Source organism: Luteolibacter yonseiensis (assembly GCF_016595465.1).
GTDB lineage: Bacteria > Verrucomicrobiota > Verrucomicrobiia > Verrucomicrobiales > Akkermansiaceae > Luteolibacter > Luteolibacter yonseiensis.
The window spans coordinates 51,325-70,715 of the sequence record NZ_JAENIK010000005.1; the positions used below are offsets into that span (position 1 = coordinate 51,325).

Genomic DNA, 19,391 nt, shown 5'->3' on the forward strand with positions numbered 1-19,391 from the left:
GCCGATGGAAGGGAGGATGCGGGTCCGGGATTCCATCCTCATGCCGGTAGGCGGCCGTGCGATGGATGGCAGGCCGGGATTTTAATGAGGTGTGATCCACCCCCGACCGGGTGCGGTCATGTTTGCGGGAAGGGAATGAACCGGTCCCGGTGTTTCTTCGCATAGACCGCGGAGAGCACCGTGCCGGATCGGTATTGCCGGCGGAGCTCGTCCTCCACCTCCTCGCCGATCCGGTCGAAGCGGTCCATTTCCTTGCTGGTGTTGAAGCGGCGGACGGAAATGGTCTGCAGTTCGTCAAGGGTGATGGGGTCCTTGCCCTTGGTATAGATGGACCAGGCTTCCCGCAGCAGGTCTCTCAGCCGGGGCGCCTCCATTTCGGTGAGGGCGGAGCAGAGGGCCTTGAAGGAATCCGGGGAAAGGAACTGGCAGAATACGGAGGTGAATCCGTCCGCGGCGATGACGGTACCGATTCTCTGCAATGTTTCGAAGACGCTCTCGGCATCGGTGAGTTCAATTCGATGCTTGTAACGCTTGAAAAACAGGTAGCTGCCGAGCCCGGCTTCGAGATCGATGCCGTTTTCCAGGGCGAAGATCTCATCGAGGGGCTTGGGCGGGGTGGACGTGTCCCAATTGATCATGATGGTGGTTTTCGATTTTAAGTGAGGGGGGGGGCGTCGCACCGGATGGTTTGGAAACGTATGGGAAGCAAGGCTGAGGTCGTTGGATCGGAGGCTGGTGAAAGGAGCGCGGAGGATGGGGCCTCCGCCGGGGATCGCGGCGCGCAGGATGGGATTGGTGTTCGTGGTGAGGCGTGCGTCCCTTGGATTACGTCCCTTCAGGACTCCGGTATGTTTGGGGTCGATTCCCAGGGCGTTGCCCTGGACTGTCGCATGGCGCACCTTTGGTGCTGGATTTGATTTTCCAAGGCGTCCTCAACCGTCGCTCCAGATTTCTTCGAAGATGAGGCCGGTGAATCCGTTCTCCTGGTAGAATTCGATGAATTCGGCATCCCCGCGTCCCGACAACACATATATCTCCTCGAAGCGGGTCTCGGGGATGCGGAAGATGGTGCTGTCCATGATGCGGGTGGGGTGGAACGCGTATCGGGTGATGGCGGTGATTCCGCCGTTTTCATCCGTGGTGTATCCGGCGCGGCCATGGTCGAAACAGTTGTAGCAACCCATGACGTTCATGATGTCGAGCCGTTCCGAGGTGCCTTCCAGGCGCGCCGGAAGGTATTCCATGTCGTCCTGGAGGAGCTCGATCTGCTCGGCGGCGTCGGCCACGGAGGTGTCGTAGGCGAGGAAGCCGGGGTGGAACTTGAAGAAATTCCCCCTGCGGGTGGTTTGGGGATCCGCGGCGCGGAGTTCGGGGCCCTGCCGGCCGAAGGCGGAGATCCATGGTTCCCACAGGTGCTCCAGGTCAAGCGAGAGGATCGGTTCCAGGGGTTCCGGCTCCGTCGCGGCGAGGGTGTGGAACGCGGGGTCGTTGATGATCCGATATATTTTCATTATTTTTAAAGGTATGTCAGTCGCTCCATACTTTTTCAAACGCCAGGCCTGTCAGGCCGGCGTTGTGATACTGATGGTAGAATTCATTTTCCGGATCCCCCCTGTCGGCGACGGTGTAGATCGCGACATTCTGTCTGACCTGCGTTTTGAAAATGCTGAGATCTCCGATGGTGTCCGGTTTGAACACATGATCGGAAATCTCGGCAACCGCCGTGCCCGCCATGCGGTATTTGGATGCCTCCATGTCGAGGCAGTCGTAGGTTGCGAGAACATTCAATACATGGAATGGCTCGGGGTTCCGCTCCACCCGCGCCGGGAGGACCTCGCCGGATGCCTCGAGAATTCTCCCGACGGCGCTGAGGTGAACGGAGCCGGCATAAACCAAGGCACCCGGTTCCAGATACATGAAATGACCCGGTTGTTTTTTCGCTGGTGCCTCAAGATAGAACTCCGGCCCATTCTCTCCGAAGACCTTCCACGTTTCCGACTTCCGAACCGGTCTGAATGATCCGGATTTGTTGAAAAATCCGGAATCCGAGGTCAACAGAGAATCTCTGGAATGGTCGTGTTGAATCAGATAGATTGTCATGGTCAAGGGATCGTTACATCGGATGGTTTTCCGGCGGTTGGTTGCAATTCATTTCTGATGGCTTTCACAGGCTGGCTGGTCCCGCCGGGACGGATGGGTTGTCCACGGAGATGGGGCTTTCCCGCCGAGAGCACGGATGGAGGCTGGGAAATCCGCATTCCATGGATCGGGTCCTTTTACCAGCCGTCGCGCACGGTGTATTGTGTGGCCTTGTCGGGGGTTCCGTCTTCCGCGTAGATTTCATCGGCCTCTCCGATGACGCGGGCTCCGAGGATCTTGGCGATGTGGAGCATTTTCAGGAGGGTTTCCTTGTTGGGTTTTTTGACCCGTATGTCACTGGTGTTGTAGTGGAAATAGCGCACGCCATGGTATGGGTTTGGGGTGCTGTGCATCTTCGCATTGAGCGGGTTTTCGGGGTCCTGGTCCAGCAGGATCAGCCGGGGATCCGCGTCCACGACGGCTTTCCATTCTTCCGGAGTGATTTCCGGGCCTTCGTCATCGTACCAAGTGTCGCGCCGGGTGATGTAGATGTCGTATCCCATGGTGGATCGGTGGATATTGTCAGGTGAAAGGAGGATGCCGGAGTGAGGGGTTCCTGCCGGGGGTGGGATTGTTTCAGGTTTTGGGTGGGAGTTCCATTTTGTTTGGTGTCTGTTCTGTCACGGTTAGGGAGGTGCGGACCTTTGGAAGATGGTATCGAAACGCCCGGTGGTTGTGAAGGGATGGGATCGGAGGGGTGGTGGCGCGTCATGGATGCCGTCCCTTCAGGACTTGTGATTCGAAGCAATCCATCCCGGGGTTGCGCTTCGCTCACCCCGGGCTTTCACATCACGCACCTTTGGTGCTGGATGGATTCCAATCAGATAGTTGTTCCGCCGGCGGGGCCGCTGCCAAGATGGGTTGTGCGGTGGTGAGGTTGTGAGGTTGTGAGGTTGTGAGGTTGTGAGGTTGTGAGGTTGTGAGGTTGTGAGGTTGTGAGGTTGTGAGGTGGTGAGGTGGTGAGGTGGTGAGGTGGTGAGGTGGTGAGGTGGTGAGGTGGTGAGGTGGTGAGGTGGTGAGGTGGTGAGGTGGTGAGGTGGTTCGCGGGGTGAGATATATTTATAATCCCATTTTTTGATGATGGGTGATCAGGCAGTATGGCGGGTGTTCAAATGGAGGGAAAGATGCCAGCGAAGAAAACAACGGTTGTGAGGAAGACGGGCGGGCGGAGCGCCGCGGCGAAGGGGGCGCTTGGGAAGGATGGGGTTGTGAAGGGGGAGTGTGGCGGTGGCGGGCCGGAGGTGGCTGGTGGTGCGGTGGAGGGGAAGAGGGTTTCTGTTTCCGCAAGGAGGGAGGATGTGAGGGATGGGATCTGCGAGCGGATCGCGGAGGGGAGGTCGCTGGCGGCGGTGTGCCGGGAGGAGGGGATGCCGTGCACGCGGACGGTGCACCTCTGGCGGGAGGAGGACGCGGGGTTCGCGGCGCGGTTCGCGCGGGCGAGGGAGGACGGGTTCGAGGCGATCGCGCACCGGCTGCGGGAGATCGCGCGGGGGCGGGGTGAGAGTTCGGGGGATCTGCCGAGGGACAAGCTGATCATTGATACGGACCTGAAGCTTTTGTCGAAGTGGGCGCCGAGGTTGTATGGTGACAAGGTGGATGTGAGCGCGAACCACGCGGGGGAGATCAGGATCGTGGTGGGGGGGGACGTGGGATGAGCGTGACTCTGGAGATACGGCCGAGGCGGCAGTTCCGCGAGTTTCTGGAGAGCAAGAAGCGGTGGTGCTGCCTGGTGGTGCACCGGCGGGGTGGGAAGACTTTTTCGAGTTTGCAGAAGCTGCTGCTGCGGGCGCTGACGCACAAGCGGCCGGGACCGCCGACGAGGTATGCCTACATCGCGCCGACGCAGGCGCAGGCGAAGGACATCGCGTGGGGGTATCTGAAGAGTTTCACGTGGCAGATCCCGGGGGTGTCGATCAATGAGAGCGATCTCAAGGTGACGTTCGCGGACGGGATGACGGTGCGGCTTTATTCGGGGGAGAATTACGAGCGGATGCGGGGGCTTTATTTCGACGGGGTGGTGATCGACGAGCCGGAGGATATCGATCCGATGGCGTGGCCTTCGGTGATCCGGCCGTGTCTTTCGGATTACAGGGGGTGGGCGATCTGGATCGGGACGATCAAGGGGAAGAAGGGGCAGTGGCAGAGGTATGTGGATGCGGCGGCGGACGGGGATTGGTTTTCGCTGTTGTTGCGTGCTTCGGAGTCGGGGATCATTCCGGAGGATGAGTTGGAGGACTTGCGGAAGGGGATCTCGGCGGATGTTTTCCGGCAGGAGTTCGAGTGTGATCCGAGCGTGGGGCGGACGGGTGCGATTTATGCGAAGGAGGTGGGTGAGGCGGAGGCGGCGGGCCGGGTGCGGGAGTTCTCCCCGGACAAGGGGGCGCTGGTGCATACGGCGTGGGACCTGGGGAGTCCGGAGAACACGCGGGTGGTGTATTTCCAGAGGGTGGGGCCGTGGCTTTATATCGTGGATCATGATACGGGGCTGCGGCTGACGACGGCGGAGCGGGTGGCGCACATGATGGCGAAGGGTTATGCGTTCGGCTGCCATTGCCTGCCGCATGATGCGGCGAGCCGGCGGCCGGGCGGGCTTTCTTTCGTGGAGGAGCTGGCGTCGGCGGGGCTGGAGAACGTGCGGGTGATCCCGAGGACGGACGACCCGGAGCGGCGGATCAACCGGATGTGGGGGATGTTTCCGAACATCTGGTTCAACGAGCCGAGGACGAGGGATCTGCGGGTTTCGCTGGAGAATTACCGGCGGAGGGTGGATGGGGCGAGTGCGGCGGTGATGAGCGAGATCGTGCATGACTGGGCGTCGCACGATGCGGATGCGTTCGGGTATATCGCGGAGGCGGAGATGGCGGGGATCGTGTCGGAGAACCTGCCAAGGCTGGGGGCGGGGAAGAGGGGGGCGCGGGTGAGGGTGTCGTTGGGAAGAGGGGATCTATGAGGGATGAGTGTGAGCGATGATCGATGAGGGGAAGAGTGGATGGTTGAGAGTTGATGGAAAGAGAAGAGGTGCGGGTTGGCGGTGGGTTGTGGAAGAGAAGATTTTACCGCAAAGGCGCGAAGGGAAGGATCGATGAGCGATGATCGATGAGTGACAGAGGGGGAAATCGAAACGCGGAGGACGCGGAGGAAGAGGTGATGGGTGAGCGGTGAGGGAGGATGGGAAGAGTTGATGGTTGAGAGTTGATGGTTGATGGAAAGAGAAGAGGTGTTGGATGTGCGGTGGGTTGTGGAAAGTGATGATATGAAAAATATGACGGATATGACGGATATGACGGATATGACGGATATGGCGGATATGGCGGATGGGGAAGATATGGGAATGCGGGCGGGGAGGGGTTTGGCTGCGGTGGAGCGGGCGGCGGCGGTTTATGAGGCGGAGGCTTGCGCGCGGACTTTCCGGGAGGATCTGGAGGCGCATCTGCTGCACGGGCTGGTGTTCAGCACGCCGACGGCGTTCGTGATGGCGCGGCGGGTGTCGCGGGAGTGGCCGCGGGAGTGGATCGTGGATCCGTGGGTGAACGGGGTGGCGGATCCGCCGCGCGCGGAGGTGGATTTAAAATGGGATGGCGATGATGGTCATATTGGCAAAACTGATTTGACGTGCGCCCATAAAGATTGTATCCACATCTATCTGGCTGCGGGTGATGTGGGGGAGATTTTCGGTTTTCCACATGTGCCTTGCGACTGGATTTCCTACGAGCGGAACAACGTTCTGCGGTTTCATCCATACGAATCACTCAAGAAACGATGTATCAAGAACCAGACAGCCCATATTTCTCGGCCGACCTGATCGGTGCGGACGGCAAGCTGAAGCGCTTGCACAAGGGGGCATCCCCGCCGCCGCCGCCTCCCACGCCGCCGCCGCCGGTGCGTGATACGAACCGCCAGGTGGCGAGGGAGGGTGACCTGGCCCGCGCGGCCGCCGCGAAGCGGATGGGGTATGCGGCGACGATCCGGCCGCAGAAGTCGCTGCTGGGCGGAAGTTATGACGATCCGGGGAGCAGGAAGTTGCTTTGAGAGGTGTCGGTGGAGGTGGCGGGCGGGCGGTGATCACGGATCACGTGGTGCCTGATTTCCGCCAACGACACCACGCCCGCCGATGCATCCGTTCGCCGAACCACCGATTTCCCAACGTCCGACCATTCAACATTTATCCAACAACATGCCTGCTGATATCCAACAATTGTGTGAGCGGAACGCCGCTCTGAAGGCCGACAGGGCCGCTTATGACTCGCTGTGCCAGGAGCTGGCGGAGGTGATCGCGCCGCGCAAGGCGCAGATCACGAACCGCGACCAGACGCCGGACGCGGGCCGGGAGCGTCGCTCGCGGAACTCGACGGCGGCGACGTGCAACATGACGCTGGCGCAGGGGTGCATGGCGTATGCGATGCCTTTTTCGGAGCGCTGGTTCGGGATGGAGCCGCCGGCGGACCTGGCGGACGACGCTTCGTTCAAGTGGTATGCGAAGTGCACGGAGATCATGCTGGCGGGGCTGACGTCGTCGAATTTCTACACGGAGATCCATGAGGCGTGCCTGGACCGGTCGGGGTTCTCGGTGGGGAACATTTATGTGGAGGAGTCGATGACGCTGCCGAGCGGGTTGATTTTCGACGCGGTGCCGGTGGGGACGTATTCGATCGCGGAGAATCCGGAGAAGATCGTGGATACGGTTTTCCGGGAGCGGGAGATGACGGCGGTGCAGCTGGTGCAGGAGTTCGGCGAGGAGAGGATGCCGGCGAAGGTGATGGAGGCGCTGAAGGATAATGCGAAGCGGCACACGCAGAAGTTCACGGTGGTACATGCGGTTTATCCGCGCGAGGACCGGGACACGATGAAGCTGGACGCGCTGAACATGGGGGTGGCGTCGTGCTGGTTCCTGCCGGACCACAAGGTGCTGCTGCGGGAGGGCGGGTATGAGTCGAATCCCTATCTGGTCTCGCGTTATCTGAAGTGGGGCAGCTCGGCGTACGGCTGGTGCCCGGGGTGGCACGCGCTGGATCCGGCGAAGTATCTGAACCGCCTGGAGTTCCTGATGGACGGGGTGGCGGAGGTGCAGCTTTACCCGCGGATGCTGATCCCTTCCACGCTGGAGGGTGTGGTGGGGATGGGAGCGGGGGATGTGACGATCTACAATCCGTTCCAGAGCGCGAAGCCGGAGGTGTGGGGGACGGAGGGCCGCATCGATGCGGGGCTGGAGCGCCTGCAGCGGCGGGAGCAGGAGATCAAGGACGCGTATCATTATGATCTTTTCCGGATGTTCAGCCAGATCACGAAGCAGATGACGGCGCGGGAGGTGGCGGAGCGTGCGACGGAGAATCTGGTGCTTTTCTCGCCGACGTTCCTGCGGATGCAGTGGGAGTGGCTGGAGCCGATGTTGCAGCGGGTTTTCAAGCTGTATCTGCGCCAGCGCCGTTTCCCGGCGCCGCCGCCGTCGGTGATGGCGCGGGAGGGTGGCGGGGCGCAGGTGCGTCCGCCGCGCATCCAGTTCACGTCGCGGGTGGCGCTGGCGATCCGTTCGCTGCAGTCGTCTGGTTTCATGAATCTGTTGGAGAGCCTGCAGCCGATGCTGGCGATCGATCCGAGCGTGAGGCATGTGGTGAAGGTGTCGCAGGCGGCGCGCGGGCTGGGCCGGAATTTCGGGGTGCCGGAGGAGTGGCTTTCGTCGGAGGAGGAATATCAGGAGATCATCCAGGGCGAGCAGCAGGCGGCGGCGCAGCAGGCGCAGGTGCAGGGTGCGACGCAGATGGTGAACACGGCGAGCAAGCTGCGGCCCGAGCAGATCGAGGCGGTGGCGGGGGCGTTGGGGGGGAAGATGGGGTGATGGAGGGATCGTGGATCGTGGATCGTGGATCGTGGATCGTGGATGGAAGATGGAAGATGGAAGATGGAAGATGGAAGAGCCGGGACGATGGGACGATGGGACGATGGGACATTCAAGGCGGTGTGGCGCTTGTCTCCGTGCTCCGAGGGGGGTGATGAACTTTTAGGAAGGACCGAATGATGAAGAACGAAGATGACGAGATCCAGAAGCAGCTGGCGAGGCAGGGGCGCATCGAGGCGCGGCAGTTCCACCGGTTGTTCCGGACGGAGGATGGCCGGGCGGTGCTGGCGGCGTTGAAGCGGGACTTCGGCTGGGATGCGGCGGCGCCGCCGACGGGGAAGGACGGGGAGCTGTCGATTTCCCGGCTGCGGGCGTGGACGGGTTCGCGCGGGGTGATCGCGACGATCCTGCACAAATGTTCTCAAGGTGAGAAGCTCACCGAAATCACGAAACAAGCACACGATGAAGACTGATAACGAAAGTATCTATATGATCGACAATGCCGGCAGGCTTTTCCGCAAGGGCGAGCACATCGGCGATCTGGAGGGCGACACGATGAGGCTGCTTCCGGAAAAGAAGAAATACACGGCGGCGGTGACGCGCTGGCTGCGCGAGGAGGCGGCTGCCGCGGAGGGGGAGGCGGCGGGTGACGGACCGGCTCCGGCGGCGGAGGAATCCGCTCCCGTGGCGGAGGGCGCCGGTGCCGGGACTCCGGGAATTCCGACGCCCGCGGAGCTGGAGGCGATGGACAGTCTGGGACTGGACCGGGAGGCGCGCGAGCAGGTGCTGAGGGCGCGGGCGCTTTACCAGGATGATCTGGATTTCGCGGCGCGCACGGGTTGTCCGCCGCCGCCGAAGAAGAATCCGCAGTATGGGGACAAGACGCCGGCCTTCGTGGAGTGGCTGCACGAGCACCGCCATGACCAGTTCATCATCCGCTACGGGGTGACGGGCCGGGGCAGGGTGCCGGTGCTGGAGACGAATCCGCAGACGGGGATGGATGAGGTGACGGGGTATCGCGAGACGTATTTCGCGCGCCGGAAGACGCACCTGACGGAGCGGGACAGCTCGCGTGACGGGTTGTCGGAAGATATGGATTGGAATGCCTGAACCTTTTGTTTTTCCAGATGAAACGATTTTATATGTTGAACAATGAGATGGAGGATCCCTCGGCCGGGGGGGGCGGTGGCGAGGTGGCGGCGACGGGTCTGACGACAGGTCCGACGACGGGTCTGGCGACAGGATTGCTCGGTGAGTCGCAGGCGGCGGTGGTGGCGAAGGCGGCGGCCGCGCCGGGCCGGCAGGCGGGCGGTGGTTTCGATTTCCGCAAGCTGGTGGGCGACGACGGGCGGTTCACGCCGGACTGGGTGACGAAGCTGCCGGAGGACCTGCAGCAGCATCGCAGCCATTTCGCGAAGTATTCTGATCCGTTGCAGGCGCTGCAGCACACGCTGAATCTCCAGCAGATCCTGGGGAAGAAGGCGGAGGCGGTGGTGATCCCGGCGGCGGACGCGCCGAGGGAGGAGTGGGCGCCGGTGCTGAAGCGGCTGGGCGTGCCGGATTCTCCGGAGGGCTACGGCCTGCGGATCCCGGAGGAGCTGCCGCAGGGGGTGACGGTGGACGAGGAGGAGTTGAACGAGTTCGCGAGGTACGCGCATGACATCGGGCTGACGCCGCAGCAGGTGGCGAAGCTGCAGGAGTATGACCTGGGACGCGCCGGGAAATGGGCGGCGACCGGTGAGGAGCAGGCCCGTGCCTGGGAGGTGCGGGAGTTCAACCGGCAGTCGGAGATCCTGACGAAGGCGTGGGGGAACGGCCCGGAGGCGGTGCAGAAGAAGGCGCTGGCGGAGCGGGCGGCGCTGACCTTCGGGTTCACGCCGGAGGAGGTGGGGAATGATCCGCTTTTCCGGAACGCGCGCTTTGTGATGACTCTGGCCCGCGCGGGTGCGGCGATGTCGGAGGACGCGCTGGTGAAGGGCTCGGACATCAACAGCGTGGGCGGGCTGCGGGCGAGGGCGCAGGATGTGATCAGCAATCCGGCGAATCCTTTGTACAAGAGGTATTGGGATGGGGACCCGGATGCGAACGCGCAGGTGCATGCGTGGATGAAGGCGGGGTGAGATGGAGATGTAAGAGGCAAGAGGCAAGAGGTAAGAGGTAAGAGGTAAGAGAAGAGTTGGGGGGCGGCGGTGCTTGGCTGCCTGCGCGAGGCTGACGAAGGATCAAAAGCAGGTTGTTCCGAGGAGACCTTTCAGCTGTCGTCCAGCGGGCGCAGGCGGTCATGCACCGCCGCTACGGATATGGAGGGGGATGATCGATGAGGGATGAGTGTGAGCGATGATCGATGAGGGGGGAGGAGTTGATGGTTGAGAGTTGATGGAAAGAGAAGAGGAAGACCGGGAGGAAGAGGTGTCGGGTGATCGGTGGAAGAGGAGATTTACCGCGAAGGCGCAAAGGAAATGATCGATGAGAGATGAGGGTGAGAGATGAGGGTGAGAGATGAGGGTGAGAGATGATTGAGGAAAGTGGAGGGTGGGAAATCGAAACGCGGAGAACGCGGAGTGCGGGGAGGAAGACGCGGAGGAAGAGGTGATGGGTGCGGTGTGGTGGTACGGCGGGTTTGGGGATTTTGAGCACCAACGGTGCGTGATGGAATTGTCCGGGTCGGCGTTCCGGGATGATGGTTTTTTGCGGCGGCGGGAGTTCTGATGGGACGGGGCCGGGCGGGGAGCGGGGCGCCAGGGATGTCGTCCCTACAGGACTCGATTTGTTTGGAATGTGTTACCCAGGGCCGCGCTTCGCTTGCCCTGGGCTTTCGCATTCCGCACCTTTGGTGCTGAAGAATGGCGGATGCGGACCCGTGGGTAGGTGCGTGTGCGGGTCACCTGTGTCCGCGCTTTTGACACTGGTGCGGCTCCTCAATGGGGCGGAGTTTCCAGCGCCCCTGCCGGGGCTTGAATGGATGGGGGCGGGTTCCGGTGGCTTGCGCCACCGGCTAATTTCCATGACCCCTCCGGGGTGCCGACCATCGCGCCGTCCGTCTCGCTTTGTCAGCGGGAGATGTGGCGACCGCCCGGGGGTGAGATATATAAATGATATTTTAATTAGGGGTTTTTTCTCGTATGGGGGAGGGGGTGTCATTATTGGTCAGGGATGTCCATGAAACTGAAAGATTACTTCGAACGGATTTTTGTCATCAATCTTCCTTACAAGGAGGAGCGCCGGGCGCGTCTCACGAGCCATCTGGCGGAGCTGGGGCTGGCGGAGCCGGAGGATATCACGTGGGTGAGGGCGGTCTCGGGGGAGAAGTGCCCGGCACCGGCTTATTTCCAGGCGGGGAACGGAGCGTGGGGGTGCCTGCATTCGCACCTGCGGATCGTGCAGGACGCGATCATGGACGGGCTGGGGAATTATCTGGTGCTGGAGGATGATGTGGTTTTCCACGAGGATTCGATGAGGTGTCTGGCGCGGTTCTGGGAGGAGCTGCCGGCGGACTGGGGGCAGATTTATCTGGGGGGGCAGCATCTGCATGATCCGGAGGAGGTGGACGGGAGGCCGTTCGTGCTGAGGGCGAGGAACATCAACCGCACGCACGCGTTCGCGCTGAGGAATGTGGCGTTCCAGGCGTTCCAGAAGCACATCACGCATGCGCCGGATTACATGCGTGACAACTGGCACATCGACCATCAACTGGGCGCGGCGCACGAGCGGATGGACTGGAATGTGTATGTTCCGGCGTGGTGGGTGGCGGGGCAGGAGGAGGGGACGAGCAATATTTCCGGCAGGGTGACTCCGCGCCATTGGTGGAACCACCATCGCCATGGCGGGGAGCTTCCGTTCATTTATCTGGACGAGCCGCCCGCGACGGAGGGCGAGCGGGACCGGCTGATGCGGCAGCTGCATTTCGGCTACAACAGGAAGCCGGACAGCGTGGAGGATGTGGGACTGGACGATTGCGTGGGTTCTCCGGACGCGTTGCGGAGGTGGCTGGGGATGATCGCGGCGGAGGCGATCCGACACTGGATGCTGCCGGCGATCTGGCATCCTTCGATTTCGATCGAGGAGGTCCGCAGGTTGTGGGATCCGGGGGTGCTGAGGCTGGGTGAGGCGGATATCGACGTGCTGCTGAGGTATCCGGGGAACGGGTTGTTCGAGCATCCGTTGAATTCGGAGGGCGGGGTGAGGAGGCGGCGGAGGGTTTCGGCGGCGTAGGGAGAATCAAGAATCAAGAATTAAGAATTAAGAATTAAGAATTAAGAATTAAGAATTAAGAATTAAGACTGGAAGACGGGGAGGAGATTGAGAGAAGAGGGGGATTTTTTTCCTCTCTTCTCTCTTTTTTTGTTGAGGGGGGAGATATGTAATTTAAATATGATTTTTATTTGTGATTGTATATCAACTTGTGGTGGCGGGGTGGTGGGGGTGATATTCGGCGCGTATTCAAAATACATATATGAATTATCAACTCAAGAACAGCATCAGAAACCTCCCCGTGGTGGCACCGGAAGAGAACGGGAGCGGGAAGACGTACCAGGTGGCGAGCAATTATGATTCCTACGGCCGCCTGGTCTGGGAGAAGTCGCCGCGTGGCTTCATCACGAACTACGTCTACGACGTGGCGACGGGAGCGGTGGTCCGCAAGATCGAGGACGCGCTGGTGACGCCGCTTTCGGGCGCGCCGGAGGGATGGGTGACTCCGCCGGGCGGAGGGCTGCACCTGGTGACGGATTATGACATCGACCGCTACGGCCGCGTGATCCGCGAGCTGGGGCCGGTCCACAACGTGCAGCTGGCGCCGACGGATGCGTTCACGACGGCGGTGCGGCAGGTGGCCTACACGCTTTACCTGGATGCGGCGCAGGAGGTGAGGCGCGCGAACGGCCATGCCACGGGATCGGCGGGAAGCTATACTTTCAAGACGGTGGGCGCGGTGACGATCACTCGCACGAAGCTGGTGGAGGGCGGCACGGTGGAGGAGAGGATCGAGGCGACGCGGGAGTGCGACGTCGGGATGCTGACGGCGGGGGAGGATTTCGACGACCGCTGCCGCTGGAGCAAGTGGTCGTTCGAGACGACGGACCAATGGGGCAAGGTGAGCGAGGGACGAGTCTACCACGTCATCCCGGCGACTGGATCCGGAACGGTGGGGACGCATTATGAGAAGGTGGAGTATGGTTATGACGCGATGAAGCGCCTGGTCCGCGTGAAGGACGAGACGGGCACGATCACGCGCACGGTGTATGACGCGCGGGGGCTGGTGACGGCCACCTGGGTGGGCACGGATGACACGGGTGCGACGGACGCGATGCCGAGGCCGGTGGTCACTCCGGCGACGGCGAACAACATGGTGCTGGTGGCGGAGAATGTTTATGACAACGGTGCCGCGGGAGGGGACGGCCTGCTGACGAAGATCGTCCGCAAGGCGGGTGATGATCCGGAGGACGACCGCGAGGAGCTCCGGGCGTATGATTCGCTCGGAAATCTGACGGAGGTGAGGACTTCCGATGGTGATATGGATTTGTTGGCGGTTTATGGCTATGATTCGCTGGGCCGGGTGAGGGAGGTGGTGCGCTACCGTGACTCGGTGGGCGCGGGGAATTTCCTCGGCAAGGAGGTGAACCACCATGACAGCGAGGGCCGGATCTACCGCCATGAGGTGTGGGGTGCGGAGGATGGCGTGCTGACGGCGGCACCGCTGGTTTCGAACCGCTGGTTCGACGCTTCCGGGAACCTGATCAAGGAAACCGGTCCGAGTTCGAACGCGGCGGTGAAGTATGTTTATGACGGCGTGGAGCGGAACCTCGCGAGATATGTGGTGATCGAGGGCGACCATCCGGTGACCTCGGGCGGGAGCGGGAGTTCGAGCCTGGGTGGCGAGCTGAGTTCCTCATCGGCCTCGGGCAGCAACGAGTGGGGTTTTTCGTCCGATTCGGATTCGGACAAGGCGTCGAGTTCATCGAGCTCGTCGGGTTCCCCGAGCAGCAGTTCTAGCAGTTCCAGCAGTTCCGGCGGCAGTCCGTCGAGTTCCGGCTCCGGTTCGGAGTCTTCGGGTTCGGAATCGTCCGGCTCCGAGTCTTCCGGCTCGGGAGATTCATCCGGAGATGGCTCGGGTTCGGGGGGCTCGGATGATGGAAGCGATGACGGATCGGGAAGCGGCGATTCGAGCGGTTCGGAGACCGATCCGATGGCGAGTTGTCCGGATTGTGACGAGGACTCGGGTGTGGGTGAGTCGGGCGCGGGTGTCGGCACCGATGACGGATCGGGCGCGCCGTCCTGTCCGATGGAGCAGAGCGAGGGACCCGTCCGCTATGCGACCGGGGAACTGCTCCACAAGGCGGTCGACCTTTCGTGGAAGGGTTTTGGTTTCAAGTGGGGTCACACCCGCAGCTACTCGAACCGCATGGGCCGCGATGGCGACGGACTCAACGGCTACCGCTGGCTGCTGAAGGAGCTTTCGCACGTGGCGCAGAACCAGGGCCCCGACAGGAACCTGATGGCGGTGGTCACGGGGGCGAATTCCACGACGTGGATCGAGCCTCGCACGGATGGCAGCCTGCGGAGTCTTTTCGGGCACCGTTCCCAGATGATCGCCGAGGGCACCGGCCTGAAGCTGCATCTTCCGGACGGCAGCTTGAAGAAATTCTACGGCAACACTCCGGCGGTGGCGAAGAAACTGCGCGGGCGGATGAAGTCGCTCGTCAACCGCAACGGCAACGAGATGACGCTGACCTATTACAGCGACGGCCGCCTGGACAAGGCGCAGTGGGCGGGCGAGGGCCGCACCGGTGTGTTCAATTATGATTATTTCACCTCCGACGTGGGAAGAAACGGACGCATCTGCGCCATCACGCAGACCATCGATGGCGTGAACCTCCAGCGCGTGCGCTATGATTACTATCAGGTGGAGTCGGGTGGTTCTCCGGGCGATCTCAAGATCGCGCTGGTGGAGCAGTGGAACACGGAGACGGGGACCTGGGTGGAGATCCGCCGGAACTACTACCGCTATTATGTGGCGGGCGAGGCGAACGGATTCGCCCATGGCCTGAAGATGATCATCGGTCCGGCGGGATGCCGGCGCATGATGACCGGGGGTGTTTCCTTCGTGACCACGACCGACGAGGAGCTGCTCGGCTTCAGTGATTTCTACTTCGAGTATGACGGCGCGCGCCGCGTGAAGCATGAGAAGATCAACGGCGGGTCGATGCCCTACTCGTTCGAGTATTGGAAGAATCCGACGGAGCCGTCGCTTTCACAGGTGAACACCTGGGCGACGCGGACCACCGAGACGAGGCCGGACGGCAGCAAGAACATCGTTTACAGCAATGCGGGTGGAAAGGCGATCCTCAGCATCCTGAGGGCGGTGGGTGGCGCGAGCTGGCATACCTACCGCGAGTATAACTCCGACTATCAGACCACGCTTGACGCGCGTTCGTCCGCCATCGCCGGCGTGACGGAGCCGGTCATCGGCGGATCGTCCACGCTGACGGTGACGCTGTCGGACACCGGGCGGGTGAAGATTTATGATTATAACGAGGAGACGGATCCCGTGGCACCGCGTTATCTCAAGTCGGTCTCGGAGCAGCCGGGCGGGAATTCCAGCCTGCGGGAGATGCTGAAGTCCCACAGTTATGGCAAGCACGGGGACGTGGCCGGCGGATTCAAGGGCGTGGTCACGAAGACGGCGACCGAGACGAAGGTGGGCGGGAAGACCCTGAGGGAGACGAAGGATTACCAGTTCCACGACGGGGCGGCGATCGTGACGCCACCGGGCGCGGGCGGGACGTATTACCCGCCGAACTACATCTCGGACGACTATGTGCACCTGCAGGAGACGAGAACGTATGACAAGGGAGGAAACATCATCCTCACCTCGCGGAGCGAGCGCTACCACGACGAGACGGCGCGCGGTCCGCTCTACGGGGCGAACCCGGGGCCGGGTCTGGCGAAAGGCCGGCGCACCTACACCGCCTATTGGCCGGATGCCATCGGCCGCGTGAGGGCGACCGCGGAGTATGGAACGAACAGCGGAGCGGATCTCACCCGCCCCGGCGTGCCTCCCGCGACCTCGGACAGCGTGCTTGTCACCACCCGCCGGTTCGCCGGGAACGGTGAGGCGAACGCCATCGTGGACACCTTGGGCCGCGTGACGAGTTGGAAATCCGACGCCCGGGGCCGCCGCACCGAACTGGTCGAGAATGAGGTGGACGGCGGCACGGCCACGGACCAGAACCGGACGACGAATTATGAATATCACTCGAATTCGCAGCTGCGGAAATTGATCGTGAAAAACGCGGTCACGGGCGACCAGGAGACCGAGTGGTGCTATGGCGTGACGCCCGCGGGAGGCTCGGCCATCGCCCACAACGGCCTGGTGCGGCGGAAGAAGATGGCGGACGGAGGTTCTTATACGAATCAATACAACCGCCAGGGGCAGGCGATCCGTTACACCGATCCGAACGGCACCGTGCACGAGTACGAGTATGACAAGCTGGGCCGCCTGGTCCATGACTCCGTGACCGCGTTCGGCACCGGGATCGACGATCTCGTCACCGGCATCAGCCGTGGCTATTCGGACCAGGGCCAGCTCGCCGTGGTCTCCAGCCATCGGGTGGGCGGCACGGTGAACCAGGTGCGTTTCGAATACAATGCGTGGGGCCAGCTCGCGGCGGACCGGCAGTCCGTCATCGGGAGCGTGATCTCCACGACGCCGTCCGTCACCTATGGATATCGGGATGGCACGGGGAACGACATCCGTCCGGTTTCCATCACTCATCCGTCCGGACGCAAGATCAACTACCGCTACGGCACGGCGGGAGGGTTGAACGAGCAACTGGGCCGCATCGGAAGCCTGAGGGTGGAGGGAGCGACGGTGGATCTCGTTTCCTATCAATATGTCGGACTGGACAGGTTCATCCGGACGAGCTATGTGGAGGGAGGCATGGAACTGAACTACAATTTCACCGGAGGCAATTCCGGGGACCCCTACGGCGGCTGGGACCGCCACGGGCGGACCCGCGAGATGCGCTGGATGAAGGGTTCCACGCAGATCGACCGCCACGCCTACACCTACGACCGCGCGGGCCAGCGGCTGACCCAGACGAACAGTCCGGGCGGCACGAACGAGAGCCAGGCCTTCGTTTACGACGGGCTGCGCCAGCTCAAGAACCGCATCCGCGGCGGCACCATCCGCATGGAGGAGTTTTCGTATGATCCGATCGGGAACTGGACGGGCTACGACGTGTGGGAGGACGGCGTACAGACGCTCGACCAGAGCCGGGTGCACAATGCCTCGAACATGCTGACGCAGATCGATGGATCCAGCGCGTTGCTGGCCCACGACGCGACTGGGAACCTGACCCAGTGTCCGCCGGATGTGGGCGGAAGCTGGAGCGATTCCCACCAGTTGAAATGGGACGCGTGGAACCGCCTCGCGGAAGTGAGGGACGGCAGCGGGGATCTCATCGCCGCCTATGAATACGACGGCCTCATGCGCCGGACGAAGGCGGTCACGCCGGACCTTGCCACCGACACTTATTACAACCACATGTGGCGTCCGGTGGAGGAGCATCTCGACGACGGTTCAACCACGACGACGCACAGTTACGACTGGGGCCTGCGCTACCGGGACGACCTGGTGCGCCGCGTGCGCAAGGAGGGAAGCGGCACGCCGGTGGTCCACTACGCGCTGCACGACTACTACAACGTGACGGCCATCACCAGCTCGACAGGCACGGTGCTGGAGCGCTACCGCTACAGCGGCTTCGGCGAGGTGGGCTTCCTGACGGCGGCGTATGCGGACAAGTCCGCGAGCGATTACCAGTGGAACATCCTGCACAAGGCGCAGATGCGTGACGAGGGGACGGGGTGGTACAACTACGGGTATCGGTATTACTCGCCTTTGCTTGGGAGGTTTATCAACAGGGATCCGATTTGGGAAGAAGGTGGAACAAACGTCTACGCATTTGTATTGAATAATGGGATCAACGGGACGGATCTTTATGGACTCACGCCGGATATGGATACCCGAGGACGAATCGATCGATCATGGGACGAATTGATGAAGGATTATTCTGATCGAGGATTGGAAATGACTGAAAAGCAGAAAAAGGCTCTCATGAGGGGTTGTATTGGTCTTGCTTTGTGCAAGCTGAACAGGACCAATGGGTTCCCTGAAGAGGATGTGAATACAACCTGTTATCAAACGGAAAAGGAGACTGATGGCACCAAGTGCGGCCCCGGTCAGAGAAAAGTGGTCTTCGCAAAACAAGGTAAATATACCGAGCCCGATGGCCCAAAGAAGTGGCCCGATGGTGCGATCCCCAAGAACTCTGTTGAAGCTTCTGACGGGAAGGCTGGGTATAACTATGTGACAAGATATCCCACAAAAGATGGATTCAGGTATGGGTGGGGCGATCATGCCTGGATATATGGGGATCAAAACTTCACTTTCCATGATGTGCCGGCGAATGACAGGCGCTATCCGGACAGCATGTGGTGCGCGGCCTGCGTTCCTTGTAAAGGAGGAGATGGTTCTGAAAAGTAAAACAATATGAAAAAAACATTAAAATCATTAATCACATGCATTTCTTTGGTTTTCATCGCCGGTTCCATTCCGGTGGTTCTGGCGGAGAAGGAAGCTGATATCAAACAGAAAATTAAATACGCGGGAATCGAAAATCCGAAAGAGAGGCTGTATTTCTGTATTGAAGTATTGTCTGATGGCACTGTGAAGCGGGGGATGATTCTTCCGCAGCTTCAGGAGATATTCGACAAGAAGATTGAAGAGATAGGAGACCTTGAAGATGGCGGCAAGTTGTATAACCTTGACTTTGAAAAAGCCCCCGATCTTTCCAAGGAATATGGTCTTGAATATCCTAGTCCATTCATAGGATGGTACCTTCGGATGGAGATGGACAAGTATGGTAAACTCGAGAGATATCATTTGTCAAACCTGCACAAGTAGCAGAGTTGTCCTCACGGACGGCATCATCTGAAACCCTCGTCGGACGCGGCTTCTAGAGGTCGCGCCCGGCATGCTTGATTTTCAGGCTTGTCACGCCGATGCGGTGTGGCAGGCTTGGTTTGTTTTGGGGAGGAAATCAAAAGCCGGGGCTGTAGTAGTGGCGCTCATTTCTACGAGAGCTGGCGGTGGCTCCATCGACAATTCCAGAGATCCATACGGCGGCTGGGACCGCCACGGGCGCACCCGCGAGATGCGCTGGATGAGGGGTTCCACGCAGATCGACCGCCACGCCTACACCTACGACCGCGCGGGCCAGCGGCTGACGCAGACGAACAGCCCGGGCGGCACGAACGAGAGCCAGGCGTTTGTTTACGACGGGCTGCGCCAGCTCAAGAACCGCATCCGCGGCGGCACCATCCGCATGCCAAAGGCCAAAATGAATCGGGCTTGAATAAT

The 19,391-nt window shown here is 61.2% G+C and carries 16 protein-coding genes; 12 read left to right on the top strand and 4 right to left on the bottom strand.

Annotated features, from left to right (window positions below; all coding sequences use genetic code 11):
• Nucleotides 1-116: 116 nt before the first annotated feature.
• From JIN84_RS05700 to JIN84_RS05715, 4 genes are all read right to left on the bottom strand, one after another.
• Nucleotides 117-899 carry a hypothetical protein gene (locus JIN84_RS05700; protein WP_200350065.1) on the bottom strand — a complete coding sequence of 261 codons (783 nt, stop codon included), beginning with the start codon at nt 897-899 and terminating at the stop codon, nt 117-119.
• Nucleotides 900-932: 33 nt separating this feature from the next.
• The gene (locus JIN84_RS05705; RefSeq protein ID WP_200350066.1) at nt 933-1,511 is read right to left on the bottom strand and encodes a hypothetical protein; all 579 of its coding nucleotides are present in this window, start codon (nt 1,509-1,511) and stop codon (nt 933-935) included.
• Nucleotides 1,512-1,527: 16 nt separating this feature from the next.
• Nucleotides 1,528-1,917: an imm11 family protein gene (locus JIN84_RS05710; RefSeq protein WP_200350067.1), complete on the bottom strand. Its 390-nt coding sequence runs from the start codon at nt 1,915-1,917 to the stop codon at nt 1,528-1,530.
• 359 nt (nt 1,918-2,276) lie between these two features.
• The gene (locus JIN84_RS05715; protein WP_200350068.1) at nt 2,277-2,642 is read right to left on the bottom strand and encodes a hypothetical protein; all 366 of its coding nucleotides are present in this window, start codon (nt 2,640-2,642) and stop codon (nt 2,277-2,279) included.
• Between the two features lie 621 nt (nt 2,643-3,263).
• Between JIN84_RS05715 and JIN84_RS05720 the strand changes: the two genes are divergently transcribed.
• From JIN84_RS05720 to JIN84_RS05775, 12 genes are all read left to right on the top strand, one after another.
• Nucleotides 3,264-3,794 carry a terminase small subunit-like protein gene (locus JIN84_RS05720; protein ID WP_200350069.1) on the top strand — a complete coding sequence of 177 codons (531 nt, stop codon included), beginning with the start codon at nt 3,264-3,266 and terminating at the stop codon, nt 3,792-3,794.
• The gene (locus tag JIN84_RS05725) at nt 3,791-5,089 is read left to right on the top strand and encodes a hypothetical protein (RefSeq protein WP_200350070.1); all 1,299 of its coding nucleotides are present in this window, start codon (nt 3,791-3,793) and stop codon (nt 5,087-5,089) included. The genes JIN84_RS05720 and JIN84_RS05725 overlap by 4 nt, the downstream gene beginning before the upstream one ends.
• A 252-nt stretch (nt 5,090-5,341) precedes the next feature.
• Nucleotides 5,342-5,941 carry a hypothetical protein gene (locus JIN84_RS05730; RefSeq protein ID WP_200350071.1) on the top strand — a complete coding sequence of 200 codons (600 nt, stop codon included), beginning with the start codon at nt 5,342-5,344 and terminating at the stop codon, nt 5,939-5,941.
• Nucleotides 5,899-6,168 (top strand): hypothetical protein, encoded by a 270-nt coding sequence (locus tag JIN84_RS05735; protein ID WP_200350072.1) that lies wholly within the window; start codon nt 5,899-5,901, stop codon nt 6,166-6,168. Before JIN84_RS05730 ends, JIN84_RS05735 begins: the two co-directional genes overlap by 43 nt.
• Before the next feature lie 145 nt (nt 6,169-6,313).
• Complete coding sequence (locus tag JIN84_RS05740; protein WP_200350073.1) at nt 6,314-7,972, top strand: portal protein; 1,659 nt, start codon at nt 6,314-6,316, stop codon at nt 7,970-7,972.
• A gap of 176 nt (nt 7,973-8,148) precedes the next feature.
• Nucleotides 8,149-8,445 (top strand): Bbp19 family protein, encoded by a 297-nt coding sequence (locus tag JIN84_RS05745; RefSeq protein ID WP_200350074.1) that lies wholly within the window; start codon nt 8,149-8,151, stop codon nt 8,443-8,445.
• 16 nt (nt 8,446-8,461) lie between these two features.
• Nucleotides 8,462-9,082: a hypothetical protein gene (locus JIN84_RS23205; RefSeq protein WP_200350075.1), complete on the top strand. Its 621-nt coding sequence runs from the start codon at nt 8,462-8,464 to the stop codon at nt 9,080-9,082.
• Nucleotides 9,083-9,099: 17 nt separating this feature from the next.
• Complete coding sequence (locus tag JIN84_RS05755; RefSeq protein ID WP_200350076.1) at nt 9,100-10,092, top strand: hypothetical protein; 993 nt, start codon at nt 9,100-9,102, stop codon at nt 10,090-10,092.
• Nucleotides 10,093-11,131: 1,039 nt separating this feature from the next.
• Nucleotides 11,132-12,184 carry a glycosyltransferase family 25 protein gene (locus JIN84_RS05760; protein ID WP_200350077.1) on the top strand — a complete coding sequence of 351 codons (1,053 nt, stop codon included), beginning with the start codon at nt 11,132-11,134 and terminating at the stop codon, nt 12,182-12,184.
• A 241-nt stretch (nt 12,185-12,425) separates the two neighbouring features.
• The gene (locus JIN84_RS05765; RefSeq protein WP_200350078.1) at nt 12,426-18,515 is read left to right on the top strand and encodes an RHS repeat domain-containing protein; all 6,090 of its coding nucleotides are present in this window, start codon (nt 12,426-12,428) and stop codon (nt 18,513-18,515) included.
• 6 nt (nt 18,516-18,521) lie between these two features.
• Entirely contained in the window at nt 18,522-18,935 is a 414-nt protein-coding gene (locus JIN84_RS05770; RefSeq protein WP_200350079.1) for a hypothetical protein, read from the top strand.
• Nucleotides 18,936-19,092: 157 nt separating this feature from the next.
• Nucleotides 19,093-19,386, top strand: coding sequence for a hypothetical protein (locus JIN84_RS05775; RefSeq protein ID WP_200350080.1), 294 nt, complete (start codon nt 19,093-19,095; stop codon nt 19,384-19,386).
• The last annotated feature ends 5 nt before the right edge of the window (nt 19,387-19,391 follow it).